Raw genomic sequence first — 24624 nt, forward strand, 5'->3', positions numbered from 1 at the left:
GGCAGTCGCGTCCGTATGCTTTTCCCCGCGGCTTGTGAACGACTGGCCAATGGTCGAAGACAGCGACCACTTCTACTGTGAGACCTGTGATCGTGAGGTCGCCCAGTCCGACGTGATTCGAACCAAGACGATGGGTGGCCTGGACCCCGACAACTGGCAGACGTTTTGCTGTCCCGAGTGTGGCAACCGCTTACAGACAGTGTTTGTCGGCGGCGAATGAGTCAGCGCCCCCTCAAAAGTCGTCGAGGGCAGCCTGATCGTCACCCGCCGCGTCACCCGGCTGGTCGGATCCACGCTGGAAGTCGTCGAGAGCAGCCTGATCAGCCTGAACCAGGACATCCTGACAGGTCTGCCAGCACTCGCGGGCACAGTCGGGTAAGTGGCCGTTCGTGTCGACGTACGATTCCAGAAACGCCCGTGTCGTTTCGTCGCCCGGATAGCCACTCCCGACAGCGCCGTATTCGTCTGCCAGGTCCGCGACGTGGGCGTCGCGTTCGACTTTGGCGACGATACTAGCTGCGCCGACGATCGGATAGCGCTCGTCAGCCCCGTGTTCGGCCCGGAGATCGGGTTCGGTATCGAGCCGATCGGCCACGCGGCGCTCGAACCGGACGGCGTTCGTGTCACCAGCGTCGAGGTGGGTTTCGAGGTCGTCGCTGGCGACTGGCGAGAGTGCCTCGGCGTGAGCAGCGACGGTGAGTGTGTTCATATCCGTTGCGGGGTCGTCGATCCGCTCGACGGTGATCTCGCTGACGGCGACCGCCTCGGCCCGCTCACGGATCGTCGCCGCGAGCGTCTCGCGTCGCTCCGCCGAGAGTGCCTTCGAATCGTCGACGTCCTCGGGAAGGGCGGCCGGATCGGCGACGACGCAGGCCGCGAACATCGACCCGAGGACCGGGCCTTTCCCGGCTTCGTCGACACCTGCCCGGAGACCCGCCTCGGCGTCTTCGGGTGTGTCGGTCCCGGTCATTCCGTTTCGGCGTCTCGCAGGAACCGGTCTTCGATGAACGGTTCGTCCTCGCCTTCGACGGTGAGGACGTCAAGCGCCGTGACTTCGGCGTCGACGCCAAGGAGACCGGCGAGACTCGGCTCGGTTCGCCCTTCGTCACCGGAGACGAGTTCCTTGACGTAGAGGCCGCCTTCGCCGTGGATCTCGATCGTGGCGTGGGTATCGTCGTCGAGTTCCCCGTCGATATCGTAGACGTCACGCGTCCGCACGATGTCGCCGCGACGATGAGCGACGCGGTTGGGCGTGCGTTGCTCGATCGTCGCCCCGTCGAGGTCGGCGAGGGCATTCTGGAGGGCCACCGGATCGACCGACGCGGCGAACTCGACGTCCATCCGGTAGGTCTTGCTCGCGTCCAGTTCTTTGACGCGTTCGACCATCCCGTGGGTGACCGCTTCCAGCCCCTCGACCTCGACTTTGCCGTCGGCGAAGTCGTTGATCTCGGTCTGGAGTGACTCGACGTCGACCGCCCGGGTTCGTGGCTCTTTGACTTCGATCACGAACGGGCGACCCGCCCCGAGCATGAGGGCGTCGACGTCCTCGCGGCCGGCGCCGTGGAAGACCGCCTCACGCCCGTCCATCGCGTCGGCAACGACCGGCGCGGTCAGCTCCTCGACGCTCTCGTCGTAGCGATAGCCCGTTCCGTCACAGCCATCGCAGGGCTCACCGTCGACTGTGCCCGTGGCGTTGCAGTCGTTGCAGGGCCACTCAGTCTGGGGAATATCGCGTTCGAGCTTTCGGTAGCGACCGTAGACGAACGCGGAGTTGACTTGCACGTCGACGCTGTCGGCATCGAGATCGACGAGCAGTTGGACGTCGGGACGCTCGAAGCCCACCTCGGCGTCGACGCGAGCGCCGACGCGCTTGCCGACCTCGCGGTTGACTTCCCGCTTGAGCGGTTCGCCAGCGTCGTCCTCGAGGCCGGCGTCATCGCGAAGCAGCGAGGCGTTCTCCTCGAGGAGTGGCGGAACGCGGGTCCCGACCTGGTAGGTGTCGAACTCGTACGGTTCGAGGGCGTCGACGATTCGGTCGGCCCACTCGTCGAAGCCCGCACAGACTCCTTCACAGACCCAGCAGTCTTCGGGCGGCTCGAAGGGGTCGTCCGCGGCGAGGGCGAGTGCCGTCCGCAGGCCCCGGCCTCGCTCGGCGTTGGTGAGACCGAAGCTCCGGTCGGCGACCGGCCGCCCCAGACAGGCATCACACAGCGGCCCCGTCGCCAGCGCGTCGCGAGCGTAGGAAAGTACGTCCATACGCCACCTGTAGCGAGGGGGCCGTAATTTCCTTTCGAGTCCGGTGGCCAAACGTGGCGCCTGTGTCGAGAAGAGCGACCGGCCGGTCACTCCACAACGGAGCGAATCGCTTTTGACCCGGAACGGACTGGCGACCGTAGACACAGATCCGTGAGTGACAGCGACGACGTCCCCGAAGGGGAACGCCAAGCCTTTTTCAGATCGGCCACGGCGCAGTCGTGACCTCGAGCGGTGTCTCCGTCCAGCGCGCTCTGGCAACGGCGACGGAGTTCGACCGCGCTTGAGGTGGCGCGGCCCCGTCAGACGCGGACCCACGGACAAGCGTTTGGCGGGTCCGGTCGCGCATGGTGACGATCGCGTCCACGAAAGATGCTGTCGGTGAGAACATATATGCCAGTCACCCGCCAACGTTCGGCCACGTAGGCGGTCATGAGCGACGACGAACGGAAGCTGCTGGATACGGCCGGAGACTACCGGTACGCGGTCCGAGACGGAACGGAAGTCTCTGCGTCCGACTGGCAGTCCTGTCGGTTAGTGGTGACCAACAAGCGACTGGTACTGGCCGCCAATGGGTCGAATCAGACGCTCCCGCACGGGCGCGTGACGATTCCCGACGACCCCGAGGAGTTCGTCAGCGACGTGGGCGAGACCATCCCGCTGCGGATGGGGTCGAACGTGATTGTGGCTTCTGCGGCGGACGATCCGGCGTTCATCCAGACGTACTGTCGGGCGAACGTCGGTGGCGAAGTGGTACTCGTCAGGCACCCGGCAGTCGTGGGTGGCGTCGTTCAGGAGGAGAGCGACTGGTCGAAAGCCCGATTCGTGATCGACGACGAGCGCTTCAGCCTACAGTTTCCCGATGGCGAAACGGTCGCGTGTGGGCTCGACGATATCGGGACAGTCGAGACAGAATCCCGGACGGTCATGGGCGAACAACGCGACGTCGTAGAAGTCGAACACACCGATAGCGATGACCGGAGCGTCGAAACTCACCTCTCGGGGACCGCTCGACACACCTCCGTCCTCCGGACGTTGTTCGATCACCTCGTCGAAGATCGCGACGGCGAGTACGAACTCACCGACACCGAAAGTCAAGTCCTGATGGCGCTGTACTCGGGCGTTTCGCCGTTCGAGATGGCTGACTTCGTGGGGATCAGCGTCGATGAAGTCGAGGAGATCTACCAGAAACTCCTGGAGGTTGGGGCCGTCGACGAGGTCCGGACGCGGACGGAAGTGTCGTTGAACGCCCAGGGCCGGAACATGGCGAGTGAAGCCATGAACGAGCAGTGATGGACCGTTCTACGCAGCACGCGATTCTTGGCTTCATAGCCGAACCGTCTCGGCACTAGATCCGAGTCATTTCGGAGAATGCCAATAAGAATGGAATGCCACAGCTGAATATTGGTAAGTCAAGTATTCACCCATCAGTAACCGTGAGATCACCTGCTGTTATCAGAACTGATTCCAGAGCGGAACGGTTAGGCTTCACAGTCGCCTAATAGTCTATATGTATCGTCACCGGGGGTTTGGATACCTGATTGTAATCGTCTCAGTGATCGCGGTTACGCTGTTGCTCCTCGTGAACCCCATTGGATCCGCGGCAGGTCAGCAACCGGTGACGACAGTCGAAGATGCGGACAATGCAACCGGGAGTAACGTCGCTTCCGAGCGTGTTTCGGTAATCGTCGAGTTCAAAAATACATCGGCACGAGAACAGGCGACGATTCCGGGAGAAGTCTCCGTAACGGGTGGGCAAAACATCACGTTCATGCCAGTGTTGTTTATGCAAGGACCGAGATCCGCTTTTGAAGCCCTCGAAGACCGGGCTAGCGTCATCGCAGTCAAAAGGGATTCCAGGGTCGCTGTTGAGCCCCCTCAGGCCACGGATCCGAGTGTGTCGACAAGTGAACAGGTATCGGCGGCAAACCAGGTTGTTCCATGGGGGGCCGACCGGATTTCCGCGCAGGACGGAAGAGAGGCCGTTTCTGAGACAGCCATCGGAGACGTCGACGTCGCAGTACTCGATACTGGAATCGATTATACGCACAGTGACCTAGAAACAGTTCGGTGGGGTGCAAACTTCTCGAACGGTGTCACGAGGTTCGGTCGCTCGACAGCACTGGACAATCAGGGACATGGAACCGCCGTGGCTGGCGTCGTCGCTGCAGCCGACGACGAGGACGACGTCGTCGGTGTTGCACCCGGAGTGGATCTGTACGCGATTAAAGTGATGAACCGATCCGGCGAAGGACGCCTCAGTTGGGTTATCAACGGCATCGATGCGGCCCTGAAAGGTGCAGACGGCGAACTCGGCACCAACGACGACGCGGAGGTACTGTCGTTGAGTCTCGGTTCGGCCACGGGTGCGAGTTCTTTACAGGACGCAATCAATGCAGCGAGCGACCACGCCGTTGTCGTCGCCGCGGCAGGGAATGGCGGAGACGGAGACGTGTCGACTGATGAGGTCACATACCCGGCCAGATACGACGGTGCGATAGCTGTCGCGGCCACCGATCGATCGGACGAGACGCCGGCGTTCAGTGCCGAGGGGGCGGCTGTCGAACTGGCAGCGCCTGGCGTCGACGTCACGACAACGTGGCTGGGTGGCGGGACGATCACCGCCTCAGGAACCTCTCTCGCGACGCCACACGTCGCAGGGACAGCGGCGATCGTGATTGCACAGGACCTCGAAGACGGTGATCGGGATCGATCGCCCAACGACGTTCGGACGGGGTTACAGGAGACAGCGATAGATATCGAGGGGGACGGGATCGACAAACGGAGTGGATACGGCCTGGTGAACGTGACTGCGGCCCTGGGGATCAAGCCCGCCGAACCGGCCACGTTCTCGATTGAGTCTCTCTCGCCAGGACCCGTCTCTATCGTCCACGGCGAGTCGGTCACCGTTTCGGCTACGATCACGAATACAGGTGGACAAGCCGGCACGGAGACGGTTGCGCTCCGACTCAACGGTTCGGTGATCGCTGAGCGATCGGTGACCCTAGATACCAACGAGTCCGAGACGATCACCATTGGAAATGTCTTTGCGGATTTGAGTCCAAATGACTACGAGTACAGTCTCTCTACCGGGAGTGAAAGCGTAACTGCATTGCTGACCGTCCAGAATCCCGCCCAGTTTGTCGTCAGGGAACTCTCGCCGGGCAACGTTTCGATTTCGTCAGGGGACACGGTGACGATCAATGGAAGTGTCAAAAACACTGGCGACGTGGCAGGAGCGCAAGTAGTCTCGGTCTGGTTCGACGACGAGGTGTTGACAGAGCGTAACCTATCATTGTCTGCTGGTGAAACCCAGGCGATACCGATCACTGACACCGAAGTGAGTGATTTCGATCCAGGATCGTACTCCTACGGGGTGAAGACTGAAAACGACAGTCGTTGGGCGACGCTTCGAATACGCCCGCACGACATCGCTGTCGTGACTCCGATCCGAGTCGTCCCGGGACGCAATGCAACAGTGAGCTACACGATATCAAACGACGATGCCGAAGTCGCCCAGAACGTCTCGCTCGCGGTCGAAGCGCAGTCTGCCGGCGTAACCGTGCGTCCGACGAATCAGTCCCTGCCGGATGGACTGCCAGCCGGCGCTGTCTGGACAACGAACGTCACGCTGGCAGTGGATCGTGACGTCCATCGAGGGGAGGTACGCGTTACTGGTGTCGCAACGCTCGATGGCGAGAGCGTGCGTGTGAACAAAACAGTCCCAGTGTCACGGACCGACGTGACGCTACATGCTCCGGATCGACTCACGACGACGCCCGGATCATCGGTAAACATTAGCTATACACTGGCAAACACGGGCCTTACCCAGCCGTCTGCGGGTGCGATCTCTCTCCCGTCGGTGACCGATCCGCTTTCGGTAAACGGATCCGACGCCGCGTTCCTTGGCCTCGGATCGCCGGTGCCAGCGCCCGGAGAATCGGTCGAGCACACCTTCCGACTTGACGTTCCAGCGTCGACACCATCCGGGACGTATGCGATCACCGGACAGGGGAATCTTGGTTCCGATGTTGCCGAGCAGACGAACACGACCATCGTCGTTCGCGACGGGATCGACCGGTTCGATCAGTACGAACCATCCGGTGAGATCGGTCTCCAGGACGTCCTGGCCACGATCAACGCGTACAACAACGGTGACCAGATCGGTGACGACGAAGTGAGTATCAGGGATGTCCTGGACGTGATTAGTGCGTATAATGACAGGAGTGACTAGTTGGTCGTATAAGCCGAAATCAAGTCGAGGACCTCTCGAATACTAACCTGTTCCCCGCCAATCGGTTCACCTTCATTGTATGCACTTATCGCATCAAGAACCTCTCCGACCTCGATATTCCCGTCGTTATCCGTGTCAAACCGAGCGATATCGGCAGGTAGTTCGGGTTCAGGCCCAGCAGGTTTCTGAATATCATCGTCGTTGATGGTTGTAGAAACTTGCCCAGACCCTTCTGGATCGTCAGCAGTGAATTCAACTTCCGATGTCTCCTCAGGATACGCAATGTGTCCGATTATGACACCATCAACAACAGTGGTTTCTCCGTTCCGAGCCACTGCCTTCGCTTTAGTTGGTACTGTCTGCTCGGTGATCGTAGACCCATCAGCATCTTTGACTTGGACTGCCACTCCGCTATCAGCACCCGTTGTTCTCACCTTCGCGTTAGTCTCTTGAAGTATCGAGAATTCAAACCCATCACTTTTGATTTGACCGACGGCAGAGAACGTCGAAGCGTCCGGGTGTTTATTGACCGGGTTATGTGGCGGCGTAGGCTTAAAAGGACCGTCATCTTCCATCAACAAACGGGTTGTCACTGCATCGGCCCAAGGATCAGGTTCATATGACATATACGAAGGAGTATTCCGTTCAATAAAGCTGGAGGAAAAATCTAATTCTGTGTTGAACTTTGTCGATACGATATCCCCTTGCATGTGCATAGGACCCTGTCCATCTCCCTCATCCTTGGCTAGTTGTCCATCAAATGGCTCGCCCAGGAAGTGATGCCCAGCTTCATGAATGACAGTATCTTCACGGGCATCAATCGTTGCCATTGCCGCAATTCTCGGCTGAAGCATCCCCGTTCCCAGAGGGGAGTTTATGTGTAGACCCGTTGTATCTGGCTTGTCGCGTACCACGGCAAAGTAATCATCCGGGACTACCGCAATGGTGACGTCAAACCCGTTAATATCTGGATTGTCGTTTTCGTTCACAAACCCATCAGTCACACTTCCGATCTGATCCGTGTCAAGCCCAGTGACAAAGCTCTGATCAATCGAAAGTTGGGCTGCGGTCATATCCGCCGAAATTGCAGCGATCTCCGCACTTGCGCTTCCCGGAACGTATTCCGGGGGACCAGGGATCGCACCTGCTTGGAGGCCCTCTGCATGGGGCTTTCGATACCAATTAACTTGTGATGTCGGTGCGACACGTTGTGCATATCGCACCCATTCTTTGACTTTTTGCTGATACTGCTCTTCAGCAACTGTCCCATAATCCCGCTCGTTGTTCTTATCGTGAACTACTGTAAATCCGATATCTAACGTCGGCATGTCAGTAACACTGAAATCTGCCGACGAGAGTGACACAGATTTCCTCTCGATAGCCGAATCTTTCGGGTTGACACTCAATTCAACTGACGACAAAGAAGTCGTCGCATCAAAGGTAGGGTAGGGGCTTTCAAACCGATCCACGATCACATCATCAGGGCCATCAGCGAACGACAGTGGGCGACGAGCGAACTCATCAAGAAGTGACGAGCCTGAAACGACCTCATTGAGAACTTCCCCATGGAGTTCTGTAGTGTGTGTTTGAGGACTTCCAGTCGAATCCTCCGTGACTGTTACTTCAACATTGCTTTCGAAAGTCAGTTCCTGATTCGATTCGAGGTCAAAAACGACTGCAGTCTTACGACCCTCTACTAAATCAGGGTCTGTGGCTTCGATATCATTCGGTGCATCCCCTATCTCCGAATCGTCCGCTGTTTCCGAGTTGCCAATACGCGTGTTCTCTACGGTCTGCACTAATCTCGGGTTAGTGATCTGTACTTCCCCTCCAGCCTCACTCTCTTCAATAGTCACTGTTTCAGTGACAGAAACTTGCCCTACTTTCACGGTGATTTCATCTGTTCCGGAATCACTGGTCTGTGTGTTCCATGTGAGCGAAACGTCCGTCGATTCACCGGCACCGAGGTGAATAGATGCAGCAGGAGTGATCTGATTACCATCGAAATCGTAGAGTGAAACGACATCGGTCTTCGTCTCGTTCGAAATGTTGGTCACTGTTGCCTCAACTTCGAGTGTCTCACCGGCGTTGATCGGATCGTTCACTGACGTGATCGAGAGATCGTAGTTACCCTGCGTGACAGTGAACTCCTCAGTCACGGCGACGTCTCGTGCCCCACACATTTTCTCGACAGTCAATCGAGCTTCGTAGGTTCCGGCCGACGTATACGTGTGCGTCGCTTGCTCGCCGGTCGCATCAGTCACGCCGTTGTTATCGAAGTCCCACATGTAGGCGACTAAACTGCCACCGTTGGGGGTACTCGGTGACCCATCGAACGAGACGGGCTGTCCGACGACCGCGCTCGTCGGAGGGCTATCGAACCGTGCCGTCGGAAGCGGCGCACACGGGGCCTCGTACGTTCCAGTGTCAGAGCCGCTATCGCCGTTATAGTTCGCTGTGACCGTGACGTCCCGGATGGTTCCGTCAGTCGCGGTGTTCGTCGTCTCGTAAGTAATCTCGTACTCGTCGGCGATGCTCTGACTGATACGATCGTAAATCGTCGCAAGATCCGAGCTGTCCGGTGCGAAATGATAGGTGCCGCCAGTGTCGTTCGCAAGCGTCTGTAGATCAGATTCGTCAGCGTCTGAACCGAGTCCGATCGTATACACTGGGACGTTGCTCTCCTGGGCAGCGGTGATTGCCTCGTTCAACGTCGTTGATTTTGTGTTTTTGCCATCTGTGAGAACGACGACAGCCGATCGTCCGACACGTGGAGCAGCTTGTTCGACACCCCTCTTCGTGGCCCCCCAGAGATTCGTCCCTCCGCCGGCACTGATCGTGTCGATAGCACCAGTCAACTCCGATTCGTCCTTCGACCAACGTTCTTTGAACTCAATCGTGTCGTGAAAGGCAATGATCTGCCCTTCGTCCTCAACCTGGAATTGTTGGACGAAGTCTTTTGCAGCGGCACGGGCATCGCTGATTTTCGTCCCAGCCATACTGCCACTGCGATCGATGACGATCGAGACGCTAACGTCCGAAGTGTTGCTACTTTCAGGCGCAACAAGCGACTCAATCGACTGCGTAGTACCGTCCTCTGCGACCGAAAAGGCACTTGACGAGAGGCCCGTGACCGGATTGTTGTTCGAATCAGTAACGCTCGCGTATACCTTCACCGTGGGGAACTTTGGGTCCGTTCTGGCGACGATCTGTCGTACGTCGACGTTCAGATTGCCGTTGGCGGCGATAGCCTCCGAAACGAGCGTCGTGGATCCGAACGCCCCCGCCCCGGCGAGTTGCAACACGCGACGGCGATCGAGCGACATCGTCGACAAATCGAGTTCGTCGTTGCCAGACTCTTTGTCCGACATGGGCACACACGACACAACGAACCCCTTTAGTCGTTGCGGGTGACACAATATTACCAGCCAAGACGAGAACAACTGAGCCAGTCCGGGTGCACGCGCGAAGGATCCCCAGCCTCTGAACCCACTGTCTGACGCACGCGACGAGATGCACCGGATAGGAAAGAAGGGGGTGGTAGAGGGGGTAATAAATGCTTTGTGGCAGCCGTCAGATCGAAAAGGCTTCAAACGGGTGAATCTGGGGGGCAGGGAAACTGAGAATCCATTTGGAGGGGGTTGCCAAACCCGGGGTGAACCAGAAAGCATTTACCACATTCGGTAGATTGGTTCGAACGTGAACCGTCAGTACCCAGTCGCCTCACTCACACTCCTCACGAGCGAGTGGGATGGACTGAGGGACCTGACGGTCCAAAATATGGATCAGCGTACTACACTTCAATTAGGCAACGGGTCGTATCGGGCGACGAACGACGACCACGCAACAATCAATAACACATGACAGGAAATTCAACACCAACTGAGAAGGCAAGGGCACTATTCCTTGCCGCTCTCATGGTGCTGTCCGTCTTTGCCGCGACCGCAGCGTTTGCGGGCTCGGCAGCGGCGGCAGTAAACACTGGTCAAGCCGACACCATTGATCTTGACAGTGATACGGTCACTGAAGGGACCAATGCCAGTGGTACCGTGAACGTATCGGACAACTCAACAGACGTGCAAGTCTGGATTGACGTCGACGACAATGGTCAGTATGATTCTACGGAACCGAACGTTACTGTCGATAATAGTACGTTCGAAACTGAAACTGACCCAATTGACGTAGCCTTCGACGGCCTGAATACAACAGGGCTGGAGACAGGTACCTACAACGTCTCGGTCAACCAGACTGACACGATCTCAACCGGAACGCTGGCCACAGCGAACGAGAGCCTCGATGTCGAACAGGTTCTCGTCACTGACCTGAGCGCGCCGCGCGTGGCTCCGAACGCCTCTGACATCACTATCGAGGCGACCATTGAGAACGTCGGGGCGTCCGCTCAGGAAGTCAACGTCACGCTGGGTGCCGCTAACAACAGCGGCAACGTGGAAGCTGGCTCTCCTGAAGTCGAGATCGCCTACGACAACCAGACTGAACTCGCCAGTGGTGACAGTTTCACTGTCGAGTTCACGCCGAACAGCTACTACAACTACACTGCGAATAACATCAACCAGTCGGAAGACGTCTATCACGGCGTCTACGTCCTGAACAACGACACTGCGAATACCTTCCAGGATGGAGCAGAAGCTCCGTTCTTCATTGGCGGGAGTGACATTCGTGGTGCCGTTGAGGCCGAGGTCACTAACGACAATGGTAATCCGATTGAGGATGCCAACGTCAGCCTGTACATCAACAGTGTTGACCCGACTAATCTGGTCGACAGAGGAGTCGCATCCGGAGGTAACGATGGCAACTTCATCCGGTTCACTGATCTCGCGATCGGTAACGATCAGAACACCGGTGTCCAGTACATTGTCCGAGCGAATCAGGAAACGTTCCAGGCGGACAACCGTGGCGCACTGCTCCACGAGAACAACGTCGAGGAAACGGTTTCCCCGACCCTCATCTCCAACCTGGACGCCCAGGGTATAGAGATCGTCCGTGCTGATGACCTCACCGACAAGAGCAACGCGACGTTGCTCGCGGACGGGAACTCGGACAACACGGCCGAGTTCGCCGTGATCACGCAGAACCAAATCAACGAAAGTATCTCCGGTTCGTTGGACGTGAACCTCGCGTTCAACGATGCGGTGAACTCGTCTGGTGACTTCATCAACAACGATGCGATAGACCGCTCGACGACGGTCACCATCAGCGGTAGTAACACGGCATCGATCGACGAATCGGTCGGTGACGTGAACGCTGGTGAAGTGAGCTACACGACCTTCGAAGTCACCGCGGACAACGCGACCGCCGAACGGTTGCAGAGTCTCGGTGACGATCCGATCGGCACGTACCTCTTCGACGCGGAAGCGACGAACGAGAGTACCACCCTCACGGACACGGCATCCGTCGACTACGTCCTTGAAGGCAACGACGTCCTGACTGGGGATGTCCGGACGCCTGAGGACCTCGACATGGAAGACGTGACCCTGTGGGCAGCGTACGAAGGCCAATCCAACCAGAGCCTTGAGTTCATCCAGGACACCTTCGTCAACGCTGAAGGCGATGCCTTCCTGGTTAAAACGAGCGCAGAAGGTGGCTACATGATTGACGGGATCGCGCTGAACGAGACCGTCAATACCGATATCCGCCTCTACGCGGTTGCCTCCGAAGAGGCCTACAATAACCTCAACATGACCGATCAGAACGTCGGTCAGTTCGTTGCTTTCGAGGCAACCGTCAACACCTCAGAGTGGCAGGACGTCTCTGATGGCACGCTCAAACAGGCTGAACAGAACGTCAACATCTTCGAAGAGGATGTCGACTTCGAATACCGGATGGATATCGAAGTCGAAGACGCTGAGGGTGCTCTTGTCAAGAGCACCGATGTTGCACAGGACGAATCCCGCGAAGTCACTGTTACGGTCGAGAAGCGACCGATCGACCGTCAGGGCGAGTGGAGTAGCGATACGGTCGAAGACGGCAAAGAAGTGACCGTCAGTCTTACCGACGACACGCAGGGTAGTCTCGCGGAGACGACTCTGACGGTGGAAGACGGTCAGGCAACCACAACGTTCACCGCTGCGTCCGCGGCGGACGGAACGACGAATGTCTCGGCCGAAACCGAGAACGATCTCGGTGAGATCAACGCGACATCCGGATCGGACGAAGCCGAGATCAACGTCTTCGGTCCGGCTGCGATCACCGGTGACGTGGTGAACGAAGACAGCCAGAACCTGCCAGGCGCAACAGTCACACTGTTCGCAGGTGACGACACCGATCTATCGGATCCGTTGACCTCCGTAACGGCTGGGGACGAAGGTTCCTACACCATTTCCGAGGTCGATGGTCAGCGTCTCCAGAGTGGTGAAGACTACATCGTTGAGGCGGAGTTCAACGGTGAAACGGAGACGCGAACGTTCACCGACTTGTCGGCTGGTACGAACGACGGCGACATCGCGATCATCGGTGTCACGCCGCAGGTTGCCGAGTTCGACATCACGAACGTCGATCCCGCTGCCAACGTCAGTGTCGCACCTGGTGACACGGTCTCTGTCGACGTGACTGTCGAGAACGTCGGTGACGAGCTCGGCACGAAAGACGTCGAGTTCGTCTTCGACGGGAGTGTCGTTGCCAGTGAATCGGTCGAACTCAGCGGCGACCAGAACACGACGGTCACGTTCGATGTCACCGCCCCTGACACGGAAGGTGACTACTCGTGGAATGTCCAGACTGAAGACGCTACGTCCGACACCTGGACACTGACCGTCGAAGAGAGTGGAAACAACAACGGAACGTCCGATCTGGCCCGCTTCGATGCGGACGGCAGCGGTCAGATCGAGATCGGTGAAGCGCTTGACGCCCTCACGGCGTACAACGAAGGCGGCACGATCGACGGCGACGCAGTGTCCATTGAGGACGTGCTCGCGGTCATCACCGCCTACAACGAAGACAGCCAAGTCTAAGGAGGAAAAACAAAATGACACAGCTACCATCGAAGCTCACGGCAGTCGGCCTGACACTGCTGATGGTGCTTTCGGTCCTCGCAGTGCCCGTCGCGGCACAGCCGTCAGCCACCCTCACAGCGTCAGATGCGCCGGACTCCGTGAGTCCCGGACAGACGTTTGACGTAACGTATACATTGACTAACAACGGTGACGAAGCAGCCAGTAGTGGCGCTATCGAAGTCTCGCTTCCCGACGGAGTCTCCGTCGAGAACGTGGAAGGAGCCGGATCGGGATCGCCCACCCGGTTCTTCCTGAGTCCGCCTGCTGCAGGCGAATCGGTTGACGTAACCTACACGTTCGCCGTCGCGAGCGACGCGAGCGGCGACCTTAGCATCGACGCGGAAGCCACGCTCGGCGACAGCTCCAGCACCGCCACGACCGACGTCACTGTCCAAGCGGACGACGGTGGCGACGGTGACGACGGTGACGAATCCACGGGGGTCGACGCCGACGCTGAATTCACGAAAGAGCAGCTGAACAACAACCCCGTCGTCTTCCAGGGACAGGTCGTTGCAGTGTCCGGATTCAACGGGCTCGATGAGGTTCAGCTCCGCTCGGGCAGCCCCGACGATGGCTCTTTCGAGGAGTACCTCACTCCGAACGATAATGGCATTGTCACCGTCGATACGTCCGAATACGGTGACAGCCTCTTCATCCGCGCACAGGGAACGAACTACGGTCCCTTCGAGGTTGGCACGCAGAACGTCGACTTCGAGTTCGCAGAGGACACGGTGAACCAGGGCGCCTCGACGACGCTCGACTTCACTGACGACAACCGCGGCGCTGCCGTCGCAGTTGACGTGAGTGCAGACGGGCTCGACGAGGACGATCTCCTGTCGATCTTCCCCAGCGCGACCGAAGGCGCTGAGGCGGACGACGGAACGGTCCGAGTCGCTGACTTCACCGAAGAGGAGAGCCGCGATGCGAACTTCGACGGCATCGACACCGGTGACTACGAATTCGCGATCTCGGTCGTTGACACGACCGCAGAAGACACGGCTTCGATCACGGTCGAATCGTCGAGTGTCGGTCAGGCTCAGTTCACCCAGACCGTCTTCGAGGAAGAGCGTGGTGACGTCGCTGACATGGTCGTCGAGTTCACCGGTGACGGTGAAACGGCGAACATCACGCTCGGTAGCGAAGAAGCTGGCTACATGGCGAACCTCGAAGTAGCAGACGGTAACGACGACGATCAGGTCACGGTTGAGTGGAACACCTACACCGCTAACGGAGCCGGTGAATTCTCTGTTGCAGAAGGTGATGACTCCCTGACCGTCAACTCCATCGAGACAGATATCGGTGGTGGCCCTGACGACGTCATCGAAACGGGCAACTACGACCTTGAGGCAGACGGTCCTGACGCAGACACGGATGTCGAGACTGTCTCCACGGTGTCGGTCCAACCGCGCTCGACCGACGGAGCAAGCCTCTGGACTGCGCCCCGAGATACTGACTTCGAAGAGGTCGACGACATCACGAGTGCGATTGACGAGGGTACGCTGACGCAGGACTCCTCGATCGCCGCACAGGACAAACTCGTCGTCCAACTCGAGGCAAGCGGCCTCGAAGGCGGTCTCGCTGAGTACGACTCGTTCGTTGACTTCGTCAGCAGTTCGGATGCCGTCTCGATGGCAGTCGAACAGACGAACCCCGTCATGAACTCCCAGCCGAAGACGATCCCGCTCGACGACAACGGCGTGTCGACGATCACCAACGCCGATGACAACGAGTACTTCATCGTCTTCGATCTGTCGACCGCTGGGCCCAACGGAACGCCGAGTGACTTCGACACGCGTGACGAGTACGAAACGAAGTTCACAGTCAACGAGAACGAAGACGGACTGGCCGAAAGCGATCAGACCGTCAGCGCCGCGTGGGACTACGATGCCCGCACGGCCACCGTTGACACGGGCGAAAATGATATGGTGCAGGTATCAGCTGCCTCCGACCAGGTAGTCTCCGGGACCACCACGGTCGCAGCTGGTTCCGAGATCAGCCTTCGCGTGCGGAGTACGTCAGACGCTGAGTCCTTCCTCTTCCCAGCAACGACAACTGTCGAAGCTGGTGAGAACGGACAGAACGTCTGGTCACACAGCTTCGACTTCAGTGAGAAGAAAACGGACACGTCCTTTACGATCAATGTCCGCGACTCTCAGTCCACGCAGCTGACTGACGGAAAAGTCGATGGCAAAATCGTCGCAGCACCGACTGCGTCGGTCACCTTCGACGACCAAGAGACGACCAGCGGTGAAATCGTCGTCCTGTCGTCCGCTGAGCTCAGCCGCGGAGGCTTCGTCGCCATCCACAACGCTGACGGCGACATCGTCGGCACGACTGGATACCTCAACGCCGGCGAAGAGCACACCAACGTGCGCGTGCTCCTCAACGAGCCGATGTCGGAGGGTGCTGAACTCACCGCCATGCCGCACATGGATGAGGACAACAACGCGCAGTTCGATGCGAGCACCGACGGCCCGTACATGGCCGATGGCTCGCCCGTGACGGACTCCGCGCAGGTCGCGCTCCCGACAGAGACCGCGACGGAAACGGCAACCGAGACGGCAACCGAGACGGCAACCGAGACGGCAACCGAGACGGCAACCGAGACGGCAACCGAGACGGAGACCGCAACCATGACGGAAACCGAAACGGAAACCGAGACGACCACCACTAGCGGGCCTGGCTTCACGGCTGTGCTCGCTGTGCTGGCGCTGATCGGCGCTGCACTGCTCGCGGTCCGCCGCGACCAGTAACGCACCTGATCGGCACTAACGACGACTAACCGCCGAAAGCGGTTCCGATTTGCCGCGCGGTTTTTCATTTTTTGACCCACACGAGCGACGGCACCCGGCAGCGTGTCGGGACGGTCGCCCGCGAAGTGGCCGTAAGTCCTAATCCACTGGCCAGCATAGCGCCGCGTACGAACCCGGGCATGAGTGAAGGCGAACGGAAATTGATGGACGACCGGGGCCAGTTTCTGGAAGCAGTCCAGAATGGGCGTGACGTCCAGGACGCCGACTGGACGCAATGTCGGATCGTGATTACGACGGCCCGGATCGTCCTCGTCACCGACGAGAAGCGGACGATTCCACTGGACGCGATCAGCGATGTCGGTGGCCGATACGACGTCAACCAGAACGCAGCCGGCGTCGCCAGTTACGTGACCGTGCGAATCGAAAACGACGACGTCCTCCTCCTGCGCGCCCCGGAACAAGACGAGTTCGAGACCGATCTCTATCGCGCCTTCATCGACAACACGATCCTGTACGTCCAGCACCCGGCAGTCAAAGGCGGCGTCGTACAGGGGACCGAATGGCAGCGGGCGAAGGTGAAACTCACCGACGGAGCGATCCAACTGGCGATAGAAGATGGCCAGTACGTCACGATCGGCCGGGACGATATCGGCGACGTCGAGAGCGACGACCAGCAGGTCAATGGGACAGAACGGCGCGTGTTCGAGGTCGAGCATACCGACGAAGACGGCACGAGTGTCGAGACCCACCTCACGGGCGAGGCCAAGCAGGTCACGATTCTTCAAGAGGTACTCCAAGAGGGTGCAGAACGCAACCAGGCGAATCTCGACCTTTCTCCGGTCGAACAGCAAGTTATCATGGCGCTGCACTCGGGTGTCTCCCCGTTCGATCTGCCGGATTTCGTCGAGACGGATGTCGAAGAGGTCGAAGAGATCTTCGACCGGTTGATCGAACTCGACGTCATCGAGACGGTTCGGGAACGGACGGAAGTCGAGATGACCTCGCGAGGGCGCCAGGTTGCAAGCGAAGAGATGGGCAATCAGTAGGAGTGAGGTGTCCGTACCCAGAACGTTCAAACGGGAGCCACGCTTGCCACCGGCATGAGCAGGCAGACGGCAGTCGTCCTCGCGGCCGGCGAAGGGACCCGACTGCGCCCGCTGACGCGCAACCGGCCAAAACCAATGTTACCGGCGGGAAACCGCCCGATCCTCGAACACGTTCTGGATGGGCTCGTCGAGACGGGGGTCGAAGAGATCGTCCTCGTCGTCGGGTACAAACGCGACCGGGTCCAAAATCACTTCGGCCCCAGCTATCGCGGTCGGCCGATTACCTACGTTCGACAGGACAAACAACTCGGGAGCGGGCACGCGCTCTTAGAAGCGAAAGCGGCTGTCGGAGGGTCGTTCCTCGTCGTCAACGGCGATACGCTGATCGATCCGTCGATCGTCCAAGCTGTCAGTACTGCCTTCGAGACCAGTCAGGCACTCGGGACACTGGCCGTCTTGGACGGTCCGAATCCCCACGAGTACGGTGCCGTCGAAGTCGACGGAGAAATAGTCACTGATATTGTCGAAAAGCCCGACGCCGACGACTATCGACTGATCAACGCAGGCGTCTATGCGTTCGAACAGGATATTTTCGACATCATCGAATCGACGCCCCGGACCCACGGTGAACTGGGCCTGACCGAGCCCCTCAGTCACGTACTCGAGGACGAACGAATAGAGGCAGTCGAAACGGACGGGAGTTGGGTCGACGCCACGTATCCGTGGGATCTCCTCGAGTTGACAGGGGAAGTGTTGAGAAGAGGTATCTCCGCTCTCCCCGAGCAAAGACGGGGTGTCTGGATCGCAGACAGCGCCCGCGTCCACGAAACGGCGACTGTCCGGCCACCGGCGGTGATTGGCCCGGACAGCGAAGTCGGGCCAGGCGCAGTGCTCGGGCCGACAGTGGCACTCGGCCGGAACGTTACCGTGGAAGCGAACGCGACAGTCGGTCGGTCCGTCCTCGATGACGATACGCGCGTCGGCCCCGGTAGCACGCTACTCGACACCGTCACCGGCCAGAACGTGCAAGTGGGGGCTGGCAGCGTCGTCCCTGGCGGTCCCGGATCGGTCGAGGTCGGCGACGAAATCTTCCGTGATCGGCCGCTCGGTGCGCTGCTTGCCGACCGTGTACAGGCCGACGGCGGGGTGACAGTCGATCCCGGCACGCTGGTCGGGCCGAATGCCTATCTGGCAACCGGCGTCACCGTCAGCGGTCGCGTGCCCGCAAACGCGGAGGTGCGTCGGTAATGTGTGGGATCATCGGGTGCGTGGGCCACGGCGCCGACACGACCGACGTGTTGCTCGAAGGACTCTCGACCCTGGAGTACCGTGGATACGACTCGGCAGGCGTCGCCGTCGCCAACGGCAGTGTCGATGTCGTCAAACAGGCAGGGACGATCGACGAGCTCGTTGCGACCGTGCAAGGAAACACGCCGGACGGAGCGGTCGGGATCGGCCATACGCGCTGGAGTACCCACGGTCCGCCGACCGACGAGAACGCCCATCCCCACGTCGACTGTACTGGCGACGTCGCCGTTGTCCACAATGGAATCATCGAGAACTACCAGGCACTGCGGGAGCAACTCGAGGCCGAGGGCCACACCTTCGAGAGCGACACTGACACCGAAGTTGTGCCCCATCTGATCGAGACGGAACTCGCGGGCGGGGACGCACCCGAGGCGGCCGTCAGGCGGGCCGTCGATCACCTGGAGGGGAGCTTCGCTGTAGCGGCCGTGATCAGTGGGTGTGACGCGATCTTTGCCGCCAGACACGACTCGCCGCTCGTACTGGGACTCGACGAGACTGCGGGGGGCGACCACCATTATTACCTGGCCAGTGACGTCCCGGCGTTCCGAGAACACACTGATCGGGTGGTGTACCTGAACGACGGCGAGTTCACTCGTCTCGAACCCGACGGGTGGACCGTGACGACCCTGGCCGGCGAGCCCGTCGAGAAGGCCGTCGATACCGTCGAGTGGGATCCCGAGGAGACGGGCAAAGCCGGCTACGACCACTTCATGCAAAAGGAGATCAACGAGCAACCCAGGGCGTTGCGACAGTGTCTTTCGGAACGAGTCGACGAACTCGACGGTACGGTCGATATCGGTGATCTGGCGTATCTCAACCCACATGGCGTCCACCTCGTCGCCGCGGGAACGAGCTACCACGCGGCGCTGTACGGCGCGCAGTTGTTCCGGGCCGCAGGCGTTCCGGCCCAGGCGTACCTGGCTCACGAATATGCGACCGGGACGCCACCGATCGGTGACGAACTGGTGATCGGGGTGACCCAGAGTGGGGAGACAGCCGATACGCTGTCGGCACTGCGTGGGGCACGCGCCCGCGGTGCGCGGACACTCGCAGTGACGAACGTCGTCGGGTCGACCGCCGCCCGGGAGTGTGACGATGCCTTCTACATCAAAGCCGGCCCGGAGATCGGCGTCGCCGCGACCAAGACCTTCGCCTCCCAGCTCGTGGCGCTGAACACACTGTCGATCGGCATGGCCCCAAGCAAGGACGATCGAGAGGCGATCGCGGCGTTGCGGGACGTCCCCGCTGACGTCCAGCAAGTCCTCGATGAGTCCAACGTAGCGGCCGTCGCCGAACAGTATCTCGACAGCGAGGCCTATTTCTTCATCGGGCGTGGCCACCAGTATCCGGTCGCCCTGGAAGGGGCACTGAAGATGAAAGAGATCACGTACAAACACGCCGAAGGGTTTGCGGCCGGGGAGTTGAAACACGGCCCCCTGGCGCTCGTAACGAGTGAGACACCCGTCTTCGCCGTGGTGACCGGTGAGGACGAACGCGCCCAAAAGACGATCGGGAACGTCAAAGAGGTCGAAGCGCGGGGCGCGCCCGTCGTCGCAGTAACCGACGGGGTGAGCGACGTCTCCCGGTACGCCGATCACGTCCTCTCGATTCCCGAAAGCTCGCCCCAGACCGCGGCCGTGGTAGCGAACGTCCAGCTCCAGCTTGCGGCCTACCACACCGCCGCGAAACTGGGCCGGCCGATCGACAAACCGCGGAACCTGGCCAAGAGCGTAACTGTGGAGTAGCTGCCCACGACAGCGGCTTCAACGAGGTTCATTGTGTGGGGGCAGTGCTCCGCACGCCCATTCCGTGTCGCCCCGAAGCCCGGACGGAGCCCCCGAACGGGAAGACTTATGCAGATAGTTACTCACGCCATGAGTAACATATGACGATACTCGTCACCGGCGGCGACGGCTACCTCGGGTGGCCGACCGCCCTGCGGATCACGACTCGAAGCGACGACCGCGTACTCATCGTGGACAACTTCGCGCGCCGCGAATGGGTCGAAGAGGTCGGCGCTGTCAGTGGCGTCCCGATCGCGTCCATCGACGAGCGCATCGAGGCCGCCGAAGCTGTCCACGGCGTGCAGAATCTCTCCTTTGTCGAGGGCGATCTCACCGAGAAATCCTTCGTCGAGGAACTGCTCGCCGTCCACGAACCCGATGCGATCGTGCACACGGCGGCCCAGCCCTCCGCACCCTACTCCCAGATCAACGGCGAGCGGGCCAACTACACCCAACACAACAACATGCAGGCGACGCGAAACCTGCTGTGGGGCCTGGAGGAAGCCGATCTAACTGACACCCACTTCATCGAAACGACGACCACCGGCGTCTACGGCGCTCCCGAGTTCCCGATCCCCGAGGGCGGAGCGACGATGGAAAATCAGGGCGAGGAAGACGAGGTGCCCTTCCCGGCGATGGCGGGCAGCTGGTACCACCTCACGAAGTCACACGACGCAGCAAACATGCGCCTGGCCCACTCCCAGTTCGACATCCCCATCTCGGACGTCCGAACGGCGATTACCTACGGGACCGAGACTGAGGAGACCGCCGCCGACCCGCGGCTTGCCACGCGCTTTGACTTCGATTACTACTTCGGCGTCGTCGCCCACCGCTTTGCCGCCCAGGCGATCGCGGGCTATCCGATGACCGTCTACGGCAAAGGCGAGCAACGAAAGCCCTTCATCGCCCTGGAAGACGCCGTCGAGGGCCTGGCACGACTCGCGCTCGCCGATCCCGACGAGCGACCCGACGATCACGTCGTCTACAACCAGGTGACGCGGGCGATCTCGATCGTCGAAGTAGCCGAGACGATCGCCGAGGTAGCCGGCGAGTACGAGCTGGACGTCGCCGTCGAGCACTTCGAGAACCCGCGTGACGAGGACGAGACCCACAAGATGGAGATCGAGAACGACCGCTACGCCGACCTGATCGACGGTCAGGGCACGACCTTCGAAGAGGGCGTCCGGTCGATCCTCGGGACGCTCCTCGAGTACGACGACCGGATTGGGGCCCACGAAGATCGGTTCCTCCCGGGCGTGTTGACCGACGATGAGTGAGCCCCGGGACGTCCTCGTGACCGGCGGGCTGGGATACGTCGGGAGTGCGCTACTCCCGCTGCTCGCCGACGCCGAGGACGTCGGCCAGATTGTGGTGCTTGACTCCCTTGCAAGCGGGTCGCCACGCCACTTACTCGAAGCCCACGTCGACGGCGACCTGTCGTTCCGGCGTGGTGACGTCCGGGAGTACGGCGACGTCGAGAGCGCGATGCGTGGCGTCGATCGCGTGATTCACCTCGCGGCGATCACCGGCGCGGCGAGCACCCACGACCGCCGCGAGGAGACGATGGCAGTCAACTTCGAGGGGACGGAAAACGTCGTCACTGCGGCCCGGAAACTCGGCGTCGAGAACCTCGTCTTTGCCTCCTCGTGTAACAACTACGGCCGCGCCGCCAGCACCGACATCGACGAACGGACCGACCCGGACCCGCTGAATCCCTACGCCGAAGCGAAAGTCGCCGCCGAGAAACTCGTTGCCGAGTTCGCCAACGAAAACGGCGCGAGCGCGACAGCCCTGCGAATGAGTACCAACTACGGGTACGCCCCCGGGGTGCGCTTCAATCTCGTGGTCAACCACTTCGTCTTCCGGGCGCTGACCGGGCGGCCGCTGACAGTCTACGGCGACGGGAGCAACTGGCGACCGTTCATCCACGTCAGAGACGCCGCCCGCGCGTTCGGCCACGCCGCCCGCCACCCCGAGGCCTGGCCACAGACCGTCTACAACGTCGGCAGTGAAGACGGCAACTACCGCATCAGCGAGATCGCCGAGATCGTCAGCGAGGAGGTCGCACCCGTCGACGTAACCTACCTCGAAGACGAACACCCCGGTCCCTCCTATCACGTGAACTTCGACCGCCTGGCCGAGACTGGCTTCGAGCCCGAATGGACGCTCCGGGAGGGCGTCCGGGATCTCGCCGCCGTCCTTCGCGACCGACAGGAGATCAACCCATGACTGAAGCGAGCGATTTCGACCCTGAAGAACCGCTTTCGATCGCCGTGACGGGCGCGGCCGGCTTCATTGGCTCGCGCGTCGTCGATCGATTACAGGCCGCCCATCCCGACTGGGAACTCACGGCGATCGATAACTTCTATCTCGGCACCGTCCGGGAGATCGGGGACGTGACCGTCCAGCACGTCGACGTCCGCGATCGACGGCGACTGGAAGACACTCTCTCGGGGAGCGACATCGTGATGCACCTGGCAGCGATCAGTGGCGTCGACGACTGCGGGGAGCAGGCCGACCTGGCCTACGAGACCAACGTCTACGGGACCGAGAACGTCGCCTGGTTCTGCCGGAAACACGGGGCAGCGCTGATCTTCCCGTTCAGTATGGCCGTCCTCGGTACCCCCGAGTCGTTCCCGATCACCGCCGACCATCCCCGCGACCCGATGAACTGGTATGGCCGCTCGAAGCTCCTCAACGAGCGCGCGATCGAGACCTACGCCGAGGGGGCGTTCCCGGCCCATCTCTTCTTGAAATCGAACCTCTATGGCAGCCACGCGGTTGGCCAGCAGGTCGTCTCGAAGGGAACCGTGATCAACTTCTTCCTCGATCGGGCGCTCGCCGACGAGACGCTGACGGTCTACGAACCGGGAACCCAGGCGCGCAACTACATCCACGTCAAGGACATCGCGCGAGCCTACGTTCGGAGTGCCGAGCGACTGGCCGACCAGTTGGCGGCAGGCGAGACCGGCGTCGAAACCTACGAACTCGCCAGCGAGGAGGACCCGAGCGTCCGGACGGTCGCAGAACGGGTGCAGGCGATCGCCCGGGAGTACGGCTTCGATCCCGCTGTCGAACTCGTCGAGAATCCGCGAGCCGGCGAGGAAACCCTCGTAGAGGAGTTCGGCGTCGATACGTCGGCTGCCCGCAACATGCTAGGCTGGGAAGTTCGACACTCGATCGATGAGACAGTTCGAGACGCTGTGGAACGCGAAGCCGAGTGAGGGTTTTCGATAGGATACAGTCCGTCATCACTCCGAAATCCCCTGCTGGCCGTTTGTACACTCACGTGACGGGCGTACTGTCGTGGCCCCAGATCAACTCGAAGTATCGACCCAGACCGGCGACGAACGAACCGTTCTCGGTGACGGCCGCCTGGCGCATCGACAGCGGAACGTCTTTTTCCTCGACGAGGACGATCGCCGTCCCGGTCTCGTAGTCCATGCTCGGATCGACGAGCGTCCCGCGCCAGGGAAGGGCCTCGTTGCTGAATCGTACCTCGACGGCCGGGTACTCACTCTGGAGTCGGTCGATGACAGCAGCTTGAATGTCTCGGTTGGTCTCAGAGAGGGAGGCCGGATCGAGCAAGAGCACGCGTATCGAGACGTCACGCGCGTAGGCGTCGGCGAAGGCCGGTTCGATCGCCTCGAAGTACTCAAAGCCCTTGGTGAGGACACAGATTTCGTCCTCGGCATCGGCATAAAGTTGGCGCGTTTCGGTTTCGCTTGGCTGGCCGACGTCGACGACGTGAAAGAGGTCCTCCGTGGGCGTGACGTCCCCGCTGGCTCGTTCGTAGAGTGGGCCGAATTCCTCGAGGAAGGGGGCACGGAGGGACTGAACGTCCTCCCGGAACGTCTCGAAGGATTGCCGGCGATTCTCGATGGCCCGCTCGACGATCGTTTCGGGGTGTTTGGCCTCGAACTCCTTGGGACGGCCGGGGATCTCCGTGACGTACCCGGCGTCTGCGAGAGTGGACAGTACCTCGTAGATCCGGGCCCGCGGGATCCCCGTTGCCTCCGCGAGATTCGGGGCCGTCGTCCGCCCGACCGTGAGCAGCTGTCGCAAGGCCGTGGCCTCGTACTCCCGGAGGTCGAGGCGATCGAACAGCTGTTGGGCGCTGTCGTCGGTCATTGGCGGAGCGTTTGCCCGGACGGCAATTAAGGGTACGCTCGCGCGGTGGTGTGCAGGTCCAGGACGGCAGGTATGTCCGGATAGGGATTCGTGTCGAGGAAAGGT

15 protein-coding genes are annotated in these 24624 nt (G+C 60.4%); 11 read left to right on the plus strand and 4 right to left on the minus strand.

Annotated features, from left to right (window positions below):
* The first annotated feature begins 49 nt into the window (after window positions 1-49).
* Window positions 50-220, plus strand: a complete 171-nt coding sequence (locus Hrd1104_RS13105) for a hypothetical protein (protein ID WP_195837563.1) — start codon at window positions 50-52, stop codon at window positions 218-220.
* A 12-nt stretch (window positions 221-232) separates the two neighbouring features.
* On the opposite strand, the gene rnhB is transcribed toward Hrd1104_RS13105, so the two are convergent.
* The gene (rnhB, locus tag Hrd1104_RS08695; protein ID WP_154552390.1) at window positions 233-970 is read right to left on the minus strand and encodes a ribonuclease HII; all 738 of its coding nucleotides are present in this window, start codon (window positions 968-970) and stop codon (window positions 233-235) included.
* Window positions 967-2256, minus strand: a complete 1290-nt coding sequence (locus tag Hrd1104_RS08700) for a tRNA pseudouridine(54/55) synthase Pus10 (RefSeq protein WP_154552391.1) — start codon at window positions 2254-2256, stop codon at window positions 967-969. The genes rnhB and Hrd1104_RS08700 overlap by 4 nt, the downstream gene beginning before the upstream one ends.
* 429 nt (window positions 2257-2685) lie before the next feature.
* Between Hrd1104_RS08700 and Hrd1104_RS08705 the strand changes: the two genes are divergently transcribed.
* A complete protein-coding gene (locus tag Hrd1104_RS08705) occupies window positions 2686-3546 on the plus strand; it encodes a CheF family chemotaxis protein (RefSeq protein ID WP_154552392.1) in 861 nt (286 codons plus the stop codon).
* Between the two features lie 217 nt (window positions 3547-3763).
* Window positions 3764-6487, plus strand: a complete 2724-nt coding sequence (locus tag Hrd1104_RS08710; protein ID WP_154552393.1) for a S8 family serine peptidase — start codon at window positions 3764-3766, stop codon at window positions 6485-6487.
* On the opposite strand, the gene Hrd1104_RS08715 is transcribed toward Hrd1104_RS08710, so the two are convergent.
* Window positions 6484-9858 carry a VWA domain-containing protein gene (locus Hrd1104_RS08715; protein WP_195837564.1) on the minus strand — a complete coding sequence of 1125 codons (3375 nt, stop codon included), beginning with the start codon at window positions 9856-9858 and terminating at the stop codon, window positions 6484-6486. The genes Hrd1104_RS08710 and Hrd1104_RS08715 overlap by 4 nt on opposite strands.
* A 546-nt stretch (window positions 9859-10404) precedes the next feature.
* Here Hrd1104_RS08715 and Hrd1104_RS08720 point away from each other — a divergent pair.
* The 8 genes from Hrd1104_RS08720 (at window position 10405) to Hrd1104_RS08755 (ending at window position 23612) form a co-directional block, all read left to right on the plus strand.
* Window positions 10405-13455, plus strand: a complete 3051-nt coding sequence (locus tag Hrd1104_RS08720) for a hypothetical protein (protein ID WP_195837565.1) — start codon at window positions 10405-10407, stop codon at window positions 13453-13455.
* A 14-nt stretch (window positions 13456-13469) separates the two neighbouring features.
* Entirely contained in the window at window positions 13470-16250 is a 2781-nt protein-coding gene (locus Hrd1104_RS08725) for a BGTF surface domain-containing protein (RefSeq protein WP_154552396.1), read from the plus strand.
* 179 nt (window positions 16251-16429) lie between these two features.
* On the plus strand, window positions 16430-17296 hold the full coding sequence (locus Hrd1104_RS08730) for a CheF family chemotaxis protein (protein ID WP_154552397.1): 867 nt from the start codon (window positions 16430-16432) through the stop codon (window positions 17294-17296).
* Window positions 17297-17350: 54 nt separating this feature from the next.
* On the plus strand, window positions 17351-18544 hold the full coding sequence (locus tag Hrd1104_RS08735) for a sugar phosphate nucleotidyltransferase (protein WP_154552398.1): 1194 nt from the start codon (window positions 17351-17353) through the stop codon (window positions 18542-18544).
* Window positions 18544-20349: a glutamine--fructose-6-phosphate transaminase (isomerizing) gene (glmS, locus tag Hrd1104_RS08740; protein ID WP_154552399.1), complete on the plus strand. Its 1806-nt coding sequence runs from the start codon at window positions 18544-18546 to the stop codon at window positions 20347-20349. The genes Hrd1104_RS08735 and glmS overlap by 1 nt, the downstream gene beginning before the upstream one ends.
* A 140-nt stretch (window positions 20350-20489) precedes the next feature.
* A complete protein-coding gene (locus tag Hrd1104_RS08745; protein ID WP_154552401.1) occupies window positions 20490-21665 on the plus strand; it encodes an NAD-dependent epimerase/dehydratase family protein in 1176 nt (391 codons plus the stop codon).
* Window positions 21658-22617 (plus strand): NAD(P)-dependent oxidoreductase, encoded by a 960-nt coding sequence (locus Hrd1104_RS08750; RefSeq protein ID WP_154552402.1) that lies wholly within the window; start codon window positions 21658-21660, stop codon window positions 22615-22617. The genes Hrd1104_RS08745 and Hrd1104_RS08750 overlap by 8 nt, the downstream gene beginning before the upstream one ends.
* Window positions 22614-23612, plus strand: a complete 999-nt coding sequence (locus Hrd1104_RS08755; protein WP_154552403.1) for an NAD(P)-dependent oxidoreductase — start codon at window positions 22614-22616, stop codon at window positions 23610-23612. The genes Hrd1104_RS08750 and Hrd1104_RS08755 overlap by 4 nt, the downstream gene beginning before the upstream one ends.
* A 61-nt stretch (window positions 23613-23673) precedes the next feature.
* On the opposite strand, the gene Hrd1104_RS08760 is transcribed toward Hrd1104_RS08755, so the two are convergent.
* The gene (locus Hrd1104_RS08760; RefSeq protein ID WP_154552404.1) at window positions 23674-24519 is read right to left on the minus strand and encodes a TrmB family transcriptional regulator; all 846 of its coding nucleotides are present in this window, start codon (window positions 24517-24519) and stop codon (window positions 23674-23676) included.
* Between the last annotated feature and the right edge of the window lie 105 nt (window positions 24520-24624).

Origin of the sequence: Halorhabdus sp. CBA1104, from assembly GCF_009690625.1 — an archaeon.
In the GTDB taxonomy this organism is placed as follows: Archaea; Halobacteriota; Halobacteria; order Halobacteriales; family Haloarculaceae; genus Halorhabdus.

Bases quoted from the DNA above. Each gene is read 5' to 3' on its own strand.
- Hrd1104_RS08730 (WP_154552397.1), top strand. From the start codon at position 16,430: ATGAGTGAAGGCGAACGGAAATTGATGGACGACCGGGGCCAGTTTCTG.
- rnhB (WP_154552390.1), bottom strand. From the start codon at position 970: ATGACCGGGACCGACACACCCGAAGACGCCGAGGCGGGTCTCCGGGCA.
- Hrd1104_RS08720 (WP_195837565.1), top strand. From the start codon at position 10,405: ATGGTGCTGTCCGTCTTTGCCGCGACCGCAGCGTTTGCGGGCTCGGCA.
- Hrd1104_RS08700 (WP_154552391.1), bottom strand. From the start codon at position 2,256: ATGGACGTACTTTCCTACGCTCGCGACGCGCTGGCGACGGGGCCGCTG.
- Hrd1104_RS08745 (WP_154552401.1), top strand. From the start codon at position 20,490: ATGACGATACTCGTCACCGGCGGCGACGGCTACCTCGGGTGGCCGACC.
- Hrd1104_RS08735 (WP_154552398.1), top strand. From the start codon at position 17,351: ATGAGCAGGCAGACGGCAGTCGTCCTCGCGGCCGGCGAAGGGACCCGA.
- Hrd1104_RS08705 (WP_154552392.1), top strand. From the start codon at position 2,686: ATGAGCGACGACGAACGGAAGCTGCTGGATACGGCCGGAGACTACCGG.
- Hrd1104_RS08710 (WP_154552393.1), top strand. From the start codon at position 3,764: ATGTATCGTCACCGGGGGTTTGGATACCTGATTGTAATCGTCTCAGTG.
- Hrd1104_RS08715 (WP_195837564.1), bottom strand. From the start codon at position 9,858: ATGTCGGACAAAGAGTCTGGCAACGACGAACTCGATTTGTCGACGATG.
- glmS (WP_154552399.1), top strand. From the start codon at position 18,544: ATGTGTGGGATCATCGGGTGCGTGGGCCACGGCGCCGACACGACCGAC.
- Hrd1104_RS08755 (WP_154552403.1), top strand. From the start codon at position 22,614: ATGACTGAAGCGAGCGATTTCGACCCTGAAGAACCGCTTTCGATCGCC.
- Hrd1104_RS08750 (WP_154552402.1), top strand. From the start codon at position 21,658: ATGAGTGAGCCCCGGGACGTCCTCGTGACCGGCGGGCTGGGATACGTC.
- Hrd1104_RS08760 (WP_154552404.1), bottom strand. From the start codon at position 24,519: ATGACCGACGACAGCGCCCAACAGCTGTTCGATCGCCTCGACCTCCGG.
- Hrd1104_RS13105 (WP_195837563.1), top strand. From the start codon at position 50: ATGGTCGAAGACAGCGACCACTTCTACTGTGAGACCTGTGATCGTGAG.
- Hrd1104_RS08725 (WP_154552396.1), top strand. From the start codon at position 13,470: ATGACACAGCTACCATCGAAGCTCACGGCAGTCGGCCTGACACTGCTG.